This is a genomic window from Acidaminococcus timonensis, assembly GCF_900106585.1.
Lineage (GTDB): Bacteria > Bacillota > Negativicutes > Acidaminococcales > Acidaminococcaceae > Acidaminococcus > Acidaminococcus timonensis.
This window is the reverse complement of record NZ_FNWH01000003.1, coordinates 43906-53912: the sequence shown is the minus strand read 5'-3', so window position 1 is coordinate 53912 and position 10007 is coordinate 43906. Positions and strand designations below refer to the sequence as shown.

10 protein-coding genes, 1 tRNA gene and 1 rRNA gene are annotated in these 10007 nt (G+C 53.6%); 9 read left to right on the top strand and 3 right to left on the bottom strand.

Annotated elements, in window-relative coordinates:
- Window positions 1–85, top strand: a 5S ribosomal RNA gene (rrf, locus tag BQ5462_RS11780); the annotation flags it as partial.
- Window positions 86–489: 404 nt separating this feature from the next.
- On the opposite strand, the gene BQ5462_RS00330 is transcribed toward rrf, so the two are convergent.
- Both BQ5462_RS00330 and BQ5462_RS00325 read right to left on the bottom strand, forming a co-directional pair.
- Entirely contained in the window at window positions 490–690 is a 201-nt protein-coding gene (locus BQ5462_RS00330; protein ID WP_071141477.1) for a DUF2905 domain-containing protein, read from the bottom strand.
- Between the two features lie 6 nt (window positions 691–696).
- The gene (locus BQ5462_RS00325) at window positions 697–1209 is read right to left on the bottom strand and encodes a ferritin (protein WP_071141476.1); all 513 of its coding nucleotides are present in this window, start codon (window positions 1207–1209) and stop codon (window positions 697–699) included.
- A 117-nt stretch (window positions 1210–1326) separates the two neighbouring features.
- Between BQ5462_RS00325 and BQ5462_RS00320 the strand changes: the two genes are divergently transcribed.
- The 8 genes from BQ5462_RS00320 (at window position 1327) to BQ5462_RS11305 (ending at window position 8703) form a co-directional block, all read left to right on the top strand.
- Complete coding sequence (locus BQ5462_RS00320; protein ID WP_071141475.1) at window positions 1327–1839, top strand: NAD(+) diphosphatase; 513 nt, start codon at window positions 1327–1329, stop codon at window positions 1837–1839.
- Between the two features lie 296 nt (window positions 1840–2135).
- Window positions 2136–3647: an AbgT family transporter gene (locus BQ5462_RS00315; RefSeq protein ID WP_235819525.1), complete on the top strand. Its 1512-nt coding sequence runs from the start codon at window positions 2136–2138 to the stop codon at window positions 3645–3647.
- 82 nt (window positions 3648–3729) lie between these two features.
- Window positions 3730–4107, top strand: coding sequence for a peptidase dimerization domain-containing protein (locus BQ5462_RS00310; RefSeq protein ID WP_071141473.1), 378 nt, complete (start codon window positions 3730–3732; stop codon window positions 4105–4107).
- A complete protein-coding gene (locus tag BQ5462_RS00305; RefSeq protein WP_071141472.1) occupies window positions 4107–5288 on the top strand; it encodes a M20 metallopeptidase family protein in 1182 nt (393 codons plus the stop codon). Before BQ5462_RS00310 ends, BQ5462_RS00305 begins: the two co-directional genes overlap by 1 nt.
- 125 nt (window positions 5289–5413) lie before the next feature.
- Entirely contained in the window at window positions 5414–6208 is a 795-nt protein-coding gene (murI, locus tag BQ5462_RS00300; RefSeq protein WP_071141471.1) for a glutamate racemase, read from the top strand.
- 61 nt (window positions 6209–6269) lie between these two features.
- Window positions 6270–6345 (top strand) — tRNA-Thr (locus tag BQ5462_RS00295).
- Between the two features lie 102 nt (window positions 6346–6447).
- Window positions 6448–7359 (top strand): hypothetical protein, encoded by a 912-nt coding sequence (locus BQ5462_RS00290; RefSeq protein WP_071141470.1) that lies wholly within the window; start codon window positions 6448–6450, stop codon window positions 7357–7359.
- A gap of 840 nt (window positions 7360–8199) precedes the next feature.
- A complete protein-coding gene (locus BQ5462_RS11305; RefSeq protein WP_076978277.1) occupies window positions 8200–8703 on the top strand; it encodes a GHKL domain-containing protein in 504 nt (167 codons plus the stop codon).
- 37 nt (window positions 8704–8740) lie between these two features.
- Here the strand turns inward: BQ5462_RS11305 and BQ5462_RS00280 are convergent, their stop codons facing one another.
- Complete coding sequence (locus tag BQ5462_RS00280; protein ID WP_071141468.1) at window positions 8741–9466, bottom strand: LytR/AlgR family response regulator transcription factor; 726 nt, start codon at window positions 9464–9466, stop codon at window positions 8741–8743.
- Between the last annotated feature and the right edge of the window lie 541 nt (window positions 9467–10007).

Below are 10007 nucleotides of genomic sequence, written 5' to 3'. Positions count from 1 at the left end.
TCCCATGCCGAACACAGTAGTTAAGCCCTTATACGCCGAAAGTACTCGAGTGGAAACGCTCCGGGAGGATAGGGAGCTGCCGGTTAAGTGAGAAAGAGCATCGCAGACGCGATGCTCTTTCTTTTTGTGTTCTGAGGAGAAGGCTGCTTGTCGCCGCCGGGCAGGGCACCCCTTGCCGACGCAAAGTCGCCTCCCTGCCATTTTCTGCCTCGCCGTTCCAATCCGCCTTCCGCCAACGCGCTTCGCTTGAACGAGGCTCACGGCGGATGAGCGAAACAGAAAATGGCTTTACGCTCGGCTCCATGGTCGGCCAGCGGCACCCTGCCCGGCGTGCAAAAAATTCTTTTCCAACCACTACTCGCTATCCACCAGCCACTGAAAAAGGGGGGGTGTGAAAAAATTCTTTTTCACACCCCGTCACTAGTCTCTAGTCACTAGTCTGCAGCCGAAGGAAACAAAAAAACTGCCGCTTGCGCGACAGTTTTTTTGTTAATGGAACAACCGCAGCAGCAGATTCAAGATCACACTGACCACGATGCAGGTCACGATGGGAAAATAAAAACTGCCATGTCTGCCGGTGATGTGGATGTCGCCGGGGAGATGGCCCAGGGGCAGGAAATGGCCTCCGAACTCCACGATGACTCCCACCACCACCAGCAGCAATCCGATGGCAATGAGCGTACGGCCCATGTCCGATCAGAGCACCAGGGTGGGTGCTGCGTACACTCTGGCCAGCAGTTCCTGGTTCAGGGCATACAGGCCCTTGGGGTCGCTGCCGAACAGCTCGAACTTCTTGATCAGATCGCTGGTGTTCTTTTCTTCTTCGCCCTGTTCTTTCACGAACCAGTCGAAGCATTGCATGGTACGATAATCCTTGGCTTTGTCCGCGGCGGCGTAAATCTTGTTGATGCAGCCGGTGATGTATTGTTCATGTTTCAGGGCTGCCTTTAGCGGATCGTCCAGTTTCTTGTAGGTCAGGTCCGGTTTGTCAATGGTTCCGAAGACCACGGAGGCATCGTTGTTCTGCAGATAGGTCCGCATGAGCATGGCATGGTCCCGTTCTTCCTGGGCCTGGATATCGAACCAGTGGGCGAAACCGTCCAGCCCTTTTTCCTGATAGTAATTGGCAAAATCCAGATACAGATAAGCGGAATAGAATTCTTTGGTGATCTGGCCGTTGATCAGATCTCTTACTTTTTCATCCAACATCAAAATCACTCCCTTATAAGGTCGGAGCTGTCGCTCCAATACCTCATTATAGCAGGTTTGGCAATAAATGGAGAATCGTTTATAATAAATCAATGCATAGAAAAGGAGGGAAAATCCATGCATTTTACCTATTGTCCCCAATGTGGGGAAAAACTGCAGCCCAGACCGGCCGGTGACGAAGGCCTGGTTCCTTACTGCAACACCTGTAAGCGGTACTGGTTCGACTGGTTCTACAGATGCAGCATCATCCTGGTGTGCAATGAATATGATGAAGTGGTCCTGTGCAAGCAGCCCCATCTTTCCAAAGAATATGAAAGCATCACTTCCGGATTCATCAAACCGGGAGAAACGGCGGAAGAAACGGCCCGTCGGGAGGTCCAAGAGGAACTGGGACTGACCGTGGACAAGCTGGTAGCAGAAGGCACCTACTGGTTCGGCAAGGGGCAGATGCTGATGCACGGGTTCCTGGGTTTCGTAAGAAAGCAGGCGTTCCACCTGTCCAAAGAGGTGAGCTCTGCCCATTGGGTGCCCATCCTGGAGCTGCCCAAGACGGCGTATCCGGAGACACCGGAGAATGTGATCTATCCGTTGTGGCGGAAACTGAAAGAAATCAAAGGGATACAGGGATAGGAATCCATCACCGTCCCTGGGACAAGGACCCACCACCATTGTGCGGCAGCGCATGGGTGGCGGGTTTTGTATTATCGAACGATTTATCATTTTACTTTTCAGATCGTTCATGTATACAGTATTTCTTCATCATATTCATGGACTTCTCGTGGGGGACAGCTTATAATAAAAATAAGCTTTTTCCAATCCATTTGTTTACAGAAATTATTATTCTTTTAAGGAATGGAAGCTGTATTTGCACAAGAGGGGGAGTTTATATGATGTCAGGGACACAAAGACAACCGAAGAAAAGTCTCATGGATTGTTTCCTGAATTGGATCGAACGGGCTGGCAACAAATTGCCGGACCCTGTTTCTCTGTTTGTTCTGCTTTCCATCATCGTCCTGATCCTGTCCGCCATTTTGGGAAGTGCCGGGGTATCGGCGGTCCATCCGGGAACGGGGAAGGAAATCAAAATCGTCAATCTGCTGTCCGTATCCGGCTTCCGGATGATGTGGAGCAAGGCCGTTTCCAATTTTGCCAACTTTGCTCCCCTGGCCATGGTCCTGGTGTGTGTCATCGGTTCCGGCGTGGCTGAAAAGAGCGGTTTCCTGGCTGCTTTTATGCAGAAAATGCTGGGAGATGCCGCTCCGGCCATTGTGACCTTCGTGATCATCTTCATCGGTATCAACGGCAATGTGGCCGGCGATGCCGCGTTCGTGGTGCTGCCACCGGTTGCCGGGGTGATTTTCCTGAGCATGGGACGGCATCCGCTGCTGGGTGTATTCTGCGGGTTCGCCAGTGTGGCCGCCGGGTTCTGTGCCAACGTGATGCTGGGCATGTCCGACTCTCTGGCCTATGGCTTTACGGAAGCCGCCGCCAAGATGATCGATCCCAACTACCAGCAGTCTCCTGCCATCAACTACTATTTCCTGGTGGTATCCTGTTTCCTGCTGTCCCTGGTGGGGACGTTCGTCACGGAACGGATCATGGCACCCCGTTTTGCCGGGACGGATCTGAGCCGGTATGAACTGGATGAATCCATCCGGGAAATGACGGATCAGAAAAAGAAAGCTGTGAACAAGGCCCTGCTGGCAGGGTTGATCACTCTGGTGGTCATTGTGCTCATGTGTGTGGGGGCGGATCCCCTGCTGGGAGATCCCAAGACCCATTCCATCATGGATCCCAAGTCCCCGTTCATGACAGGGATCATCCTGATGGTGACTCTGGTCCTGTTCGTACCTGGGGTGGTGTACGGTTTTGCCTCCGGCAAGTACCATAACGACAAGGATATGTGGGCGGATATTTCCCAGGCTTTCAAGGACATTTCTTCCTACATTGTGCTGTGCTTCTTCTGTGCCCAGTTCACCAGTTATTTCGCCTGGTCCAACATCGGCGTGGTGCTGGCCATCAACGGGGCTGAAGGACTGAAGAATGCCGGTATCACCGGCCTGCCTCTGATCTTTGGCCTGATCATCGTTTCCTGTATCATCAACATGTTCATCGGTTCCGCTTCTGCCAAATGGGCCATCCTGGCACCGGTGATGGTGCCCATGATGATGCTGATGGGCTATGATCCGGCTCTGACCCAGGTGGCCTATCGGATCGGGGATTCTCTGACCAATCCGCTGTCTCCTCTGTTTTCCTATTTCCCGTTGATCCTGGGCTTTGCCCGGAAGTATGAAAAGAATATCGGCATGGGGACCATCATTGCCAATATGATTCCCTACTCTTTCTCTTTTGCCATTGCCTGGGCCATCCTGCTGGCCGTGTGGGTGATCTTCAATCTGCCTCTGGGCCCTGGTGGCGGGATCTATTTGATGCATTGACTTCCGGAACCCATTGCCCCCGTGCTGGTGCACAGGGGCGGTGGGTTCTTCCCTTGTTTTTCAGTATGAAAGGATCTGTCTTATGCCATTACAAACGGAACGTGAAAATGAAATCGACTTTACCATTACGGTCCATGGGGTATCGGCCCATGGTTCCACACCCCATCTGGGGAAGGATGCTATTGTAGCGGCTGCTGCAGTGATCCAGGCGGCCCAGACGCTGGTGAGCCGGGTCAATAACCCTCTGCGGCCGCTGGTCCTTGGCTTTGAGAACGTGAAAGCCGGCAAACAGTTCAACATTGTCTGTGACAAGGTACAGCTCATGGGTACCCTTCGGTCCTACGACGATGAACTGCTGCTGGATATGGTGGACAAACTGAAAAAACTGGTCCGCCGTACTGCGGAAACCTTTGGCTGCAGCAGCGAGCTGACCCTGCTGCCGGAAGGAGGAACCTGCTGATGGATGCCAAAACACTGGCTGCCGCTGAAAAGGACTATATCCTTACCCAGCGGCATTACTTGCATGCCCATCCTGAACTGGGGCGGGAGGAAAAAAATACCACGGCGCACATTGCAGCCGAACTGACGAAAATGGGGATCTCCGTACAGACATTTCCGGACATCACCGGCTGTATAGGGACCATCCAGGGAACGAAGGGCCCGGGCAAAACCCTGATGCTCCGGGCGGATATCGATGCCCTGCCCATCCAGGAGGCGGACACCACCAAATCCTATGCGTCCCGGAATCCCGGGGTGATGCACGCCTGTGGCCATGACTGCCATACAGCCATGCTGCTGGGTGCGGCGAAGATTCTCAGCGCTCACCGGGATGCTTTCCCGGGGAAAGTGAAACTGCTGTTCCAGATGGGGGAGGAAATCGGTACGGAATCCCGCCATTATGTGGAAAAGGGATGCCTGGAGGATGTGGATGCCATTTTCGGTATGCATATCTGGGCCCTGCTGGAAGCCGGTACGGCCAATCTGGAAGACGGGGAGCGGATGGCCTGCAGTGACCGGTTCACCATTACCCTGACAGGGAAACCGGCTCCTTCCGACGCACCGGAACAGGGGGCGGATCCCATTGCCGCCGCAGCTTCCGTCATCCTGGGGCTGCAGCAGCTGGTGAGCCGAAAAAATGATCCGGAAAATACCTTTGTACTGACCGTGGGAATGATGAACAGCGACGGGGAGCAAAAGGGTCACCTGGCCAGGAGTGTACAGCTGGTGGGGACCACCCGGACCTTCAACAAGGCCTTCAGGAAGACCCTGCCCCAGCGGATCGAAAAGGTGGCCAGGGCCATCGGGGAAGGGCTGGACTGCCAGGTAGACTGTACCTATTTCTTCGGTCCGGCGCCCCTTATCAACGAACATCAGGAACTGAACGATCTGGGACGGAAGGTGGTGGGAGAAGTCATGGGGCCCGAAGCCCTGGTGCCCATGGAAAAACAGATGGGGGCAGAGGACTTCTCTGTGTTCATGGAAAAGGTGCCGGGGGTATTCCTGTTCCTGGGCGCCCGGAATGAAAAGAAAGGGATCTGCTGTGTGCACCATCATCCGGCCTTTGACGTGGATGAAGATGTGCTGCCTTACGGGACCGGGATCGAAGTGGCATTTGCGGTGGAGTACCTGAATCGGTCATAACAGTTGGAGCAAGAGCCGTTGGTGCAGATTCCCATCGGCTTTTTTGCATCCTTTTCCATTGCCGTGGTATAATAAAGTTTCCAAAAAGGTTCAACGGACTAGAAATTGCAATCAGGAGGGTTCCCATGAACAAATTAGATCCCATTGGCGTCATCGATTCTGGCGTGGGCGGACTGACGGTGTTGAAATGGCTGCAGCAGAAGCTGCCCCATGAACGGTTCATCTTCATCGGTGACACCGCCCGTACGCCCTACGGCAACCGCAGCCGGGAAGAGATCCAGCATTTCGTCAGCCAGATGACGGCCTGGCTGAACCGGCGGCAGATCAAGCAGCTGGTGGTGGCCTGCAACACCATTACGGTGCTGGGGACGGACGTGATCAGGAACGGGTACGATTTTTCTGTGATCGGCATGAAAAAGGGCGCTCATATGGTGGAGGGAGTCACCAAAAACAAACGGGTGGGTTTCCTGGCCACTGATTTTACAGTGGCTTCCGGTGCCCATAAGAAGGAAATCCAGGAAATGGATCCGGAAATCCAGGTGTTTGGCCAGGGATGTCCGAAATTCGTACCCCTGATCGAAGGGGAAAAGTTCGGCAGTCCGGAACTGAATGCGGCCATCAGGGAATACACGGACAAGCTGAAGGCCCATGATGTGGATACGGTGATGCTGTCCTGCACCCATTACCCCTTTGTGGAAAAGGAAATCCGGGAAGCCTTTGGTCCCGGAGTCACCATCCTGGATCCGGCGGAACGGACGGTCCAGGCAGCCATGGACGACCTGAAACAGAGGAAACTGCTGCGGGAGGTGGGCCTGGGACGGGCAGAGGTATGCTTTACTGCTGACCTGGAACGGGGCAAACGGCTGGCGGCCCGGATGCTGGATATGCAGAAGTGCGATTTCCGGCTGATTACCTTGTAAGAGGGACATAAAATCCTCTTGCAATTCAATCTGTGACTATGGTATAATTCATCTGTTCGATGCTACTGTAGCTCAGCTGGTAGAGCATCTCATTCGTAATGAGAGGGTCGTAGGTTCGAATCCTATCAGTAGCTCCAATTGAAAAAATTTTGAACCCTGCACCATTCCGGTTGCAGGGTTCTTTTTTTGTTGCTACAATATGGCTTGGAACTGTAACTTTTTGTCGGGAGGTGGCTGGATTGCTGGAAAAGATCGTGACAACGCTGCTGTTCTGTATTTCCCTGCTACCGGCGGCCTATCTGCGTTATTATCCCTTCCGTTCCATTGCCAGCCCGGTGGCCAAACGGATCCTGCTGTGCGGGCATATCTATATCTTCCTGCTGGAATTCGTGGTTTATTCCGCCCTGTTCACCCACAATATGATGGAATTCAGCAGTGGTGTCTTTCAGCGGCTGTACCTGTTCAGCTATCTGCCCTATTTCCTGCTGCTGATTTTCACCATCCGTCCCTACTGGTTCCGGCACCTGTTCGTGTCCGGGATCCAGGCCATGTACATGATTTTCATCCATACAGTGTCCATGGAAATCTACAAACTGTGCTGGCCGGAATTCTGGGAGCATAGCGAGATCCTGCCCTATTTCCTGCTCTATATCCCTTTGTTTTTGGCTGGAATGCCCTTTATGGAACGGCTGCTGGGCAGCCTGTTCACTCCGGAACTGCTGAGCCGGCGTCCGGACTTCTGGACCTATCTGGGGCCGGTTCCCCTGCTGCTGGTGTATTATCATGGGAATATGGGATATTATTCCCTGGAACCCCGGGAAATGTTCATGCCGGCCATCCACCTGTATTCTCTGGTCAGCCGGTCGGTGCTGCTGCTGGTGGGGCTGTGCCTGATCCAGTCAGTGAAAAGCGGGGTCCGGCAGATGAAACTCATGTTCCAGATCAGGAAACGGACCATCCAGCTCCGGGACCAGCTGACCCGGGTCAATGAATATGCCTCTGCCCTGCGGGAGGAACAGCAGAAAATGGCCATCCTGCGCCACGACAGCCGGCACCAGCTGCGAATGGTGGCCGAGCTGGTGGAACACGGCCATTTTAACGAGGCCGAGCAGCTGCTGTTGCGGGTGCAGAAAGAGGTGGACAGTCGATGAATTCCATCTTTTCCACGCCGGTCCTTACTCTTTACTATGTACTCATGTTTCAGCCTTTTGCCCTTCTCCATTTCCTGCCCTTCCGTTCGTTCCTGCCGGAAGGAAAAAAGAAACGGATGGTCAGGATCTGGGTGCTGCTGGTGGTGGCAGAATATGTGGCATTCACCGGCCTGCTTCAGAGCGGTTTTTTCTCTACCCTGCAAAAAGGGTACTGGATCCTGGGCTATGTGGCCTGGGTGCCCCAGTTCCTTCTCTGCCTCCTGGCAGAAAGAAAGCTGTGGATGGGCCAGCTGTTTGTCCTGTCCTTCCGAGCCCTGCTGTCCGGGATTTTTTTTACCGTGAGCCGGGCCCTGGTCCTGTATCTGTATCCCGGACGTACCCTGGATGAATTGTACGGTTTCCAGGTTTTGACCTATGGAGCCATGATCTTTCTCAGTTTTCCGTTCATGTTGAGGTTTTTTACCCGGACTTTCAGCGGCTTCCGGGAGGCATCTACCCGGAAGTACTGGCGCCTCATTACGGCAGTCCCCATGCTGATGGCCATCGAAAACATCTATCTGAGCCTGATCGATTCCAATGAGATGTATTTTGAACTGCTGATCCCCCGGCTGTTCCTGCTGGTGGTGGTGCTGATGATGGCCAGTATCCGCAGCGGGCAGGACGAGGTCTATCACGAACTGCAGATGTTCGAAGAGAAACACGATCTGCAGCAGCAATACGCCTCTGCGGAGCACTATGTGCAGATGGCCCGGGAAAGCAGGGAGCGGCTGAATGATATCTTCCGGGAGAAGCAGGATCACATCAATCAGTTGCTGGTGCTGATCCACCGGAAGGATAAAGATGGGGTGCTGCGGTACATCGAAGAGCTGGGGGGAACAGTTCAATACCACGAAACTTCCTCAGTACTGTCAGAACACCCTGATCAACGCAGCACTCACCGTCTACATCGCCAAAGCCAGGGAACTGGAGATCCCGGTGACCGTGTCGGCGGATCTGCCCCAGGATATCCGCTGCAGCGGAGACCTGTCCATCGTCCTGTCCAATCTGGTGGAAAATGCCCTGATTGCCAGCGAGAAACAGCCGGAGGACCGGCGGAACATCATCGTGGTGGCCCTGCGGCAGGGGGATATGCTGAATATATTGGTGAAGAACCTGTTCGATGCGCCGGTGCGGCTGGGCGAGGACGGGCTGCCGGTGACCCACGTGAAGGGCCACGGCATCGGGATGAAATCCCTGGCCCGGTTCCGGGATAAATACGGGGCCAGCGTCCTGTGCCAGCAAAAAGGCGGCTGGTTCATGACGTATCTGCAGGTGTCAGCGCAGGCGAAAGGAATCGGAGACTAAAAAGGAGCTGTGAAGAAATACTTCACAGCTCCTTTTTTCATCCCGCAAACATGAACTGGAAATACTGTTCCTGGAAATCCCGGTATTTCCGCTTGCCCAGGGGAATCTGATGGCCCTGGATCTCCACGTAGTCGGTTTTGATCATGTGGATGGCAGCCAGGTTCACCAGGTAGCCTTTGTTGGGGGACACGAACTGGCCCGGGGCAATCTTGTCCAGATCCGCCTTCATGTCCTGCCCGGATTTCCGGGTTTCCAGGGTGGATCCATCGGCCAGGTACACCTCCATCACATGGCCGTGGCTCTCCAGAAACAAAATCTGGGCGATCTCCTCCACCCGCACGCCGCCGCCCACCAGGCGGAAGATCACCTTGGCGCTGTTGCGCTGGCGGATGAAGCCCAGGGCCCGCTCCAGGGATTTGTTGAACTGGGCCTGGGTAAAGGGCTTCAGCAGGTAATCGGTGGCCTTCACGGCAAAGGCATCTACGGCGAATTCCTCGCTGGTGGTCAGGAAGATGATCTCGGCCCGGCTGTGGGCGTCCCGCAGGTGCTGGGCCACTTCGGTGCCCAGCATGCCCGGCATGCACACATCCAGCAGCACTATGTCGAAGATGGAGCCCTTGTCGATGGCGTCCGTAAAGGCAAAGGCGTCGGAAAAAGTCCGGTATTCAACCCGTTCGTTCTTGGTTAGGAAATATGTTTCAGCAGCGGCACGGATCTTCTGGATCTGGTCGGTCTGGTCATCACAAATGGCAATGTGCAGCATGATCGGTTCCCCCTCCTTCAGGTGCTTTCTTGTGTCTATCCATCTCTATTATACAAAAAGTTTTAAATCCCTTCTCAAACCCGTCCTGAAAGGGCGGTTTTTTTTCATGAAGGAAATACCTGCCTGTTTTTCCGTTGAGGACGAATTGTCTGAAAAAGACCGAAAAGGACTTTTATGACAAAAAAACGCCCTTTCGTGGAATTTGTAATTTTTCTCCATTTTGGTGTGTTATAGTTTAGACAACCGATCAAGGGTCTGGGGAAAAATCCACCGGACTACCGCGGTAGGGATGCTGGAAACCCTGGATAAAATCCCTGGAAGCACGAATTTTCTTCTTAAGAAAGAATGGAAAATTCCGTGAATCTGCATTGTAGATACAGACAATTGTCTATATAAAAAGGAATACAGCGGCAGAAAGCCAAAAGATTCCGGAAAAGCAAGGGAAATGGGGTTGAAAACATCGTAAAAACGAAGAGGATACTCAGAAGCGCGCACTGAGTCGTCCAACCAGACGATGCATGAAAATCCATCAAAAGGCTTG

Excerpts from the sequence above, each read along its gene's own strand:
- BQ5462_RS00330 (WP_071141477.1), bottom strand. The coding sequence starts at position 690 with ATGGGCCGTACGCTCATTGCCATCGGATTGCTGCTGGTGGTGGTGGGA.
- BQ5462_RS00325 (WP_071141476.1), bottom strand. The coding sequence starts at position 1,209 with ATGTTGGATGAAAAAGTAAGAGATCTGATCAACGGCCAGATCACCAAA.
- BQ5462_RS00320 (WP_071141475.1), top strand. The coding sequence starts at position 1,327 with ATGCATTTTACCTATTGTCCCCAATGTGGGGAAAAACTGCAGCCCAGA.
- BQ5462_RS00315 (WP_235819525.1), top strand. The coding sequence starts at position 2,136 with ATGGATTGTTTCCTGAATTGGATCGAACGGGCTGGCAACAAATTGCCG.
- BQ5462_RS00310 (WP_071141473.1), top strand. The coding sequence starts at position 3,730 with ATGCCATTACAAACGGAACGTGAAAATGAAATCGACTTTACCATTACG.
- BQ5462_RS00305 (WP_071141472.1), top strand. The coding sequence starts at position 4,107 with ATGGATGCCAAAACACTGGCTGCCGCTGAAAAGGACTATATCCTTACC.
- murI (WP_071141471.1), top strand. The coding sequence starts at position 5,414 with ATGAACAAATTAGATCCCATTGGCGTCATCGATTCTGGCGTGGGCGGA.
- BQ5462_RS11305 (WP_076978277.1), top strand. The coding sequence starts at position 8,200 with ATGGGGTGCTGCGGTACATCGAAGAGCTGGGGGGAACAGTTCAATACC.
- BQ5462_RS00280 (WP_071141468.1), bottom strand. The coding sequence starts at position 9,466 with ATGCTGCACATTGCCATTTGTGATGACCAGACCGACCAGATCCAGAAG.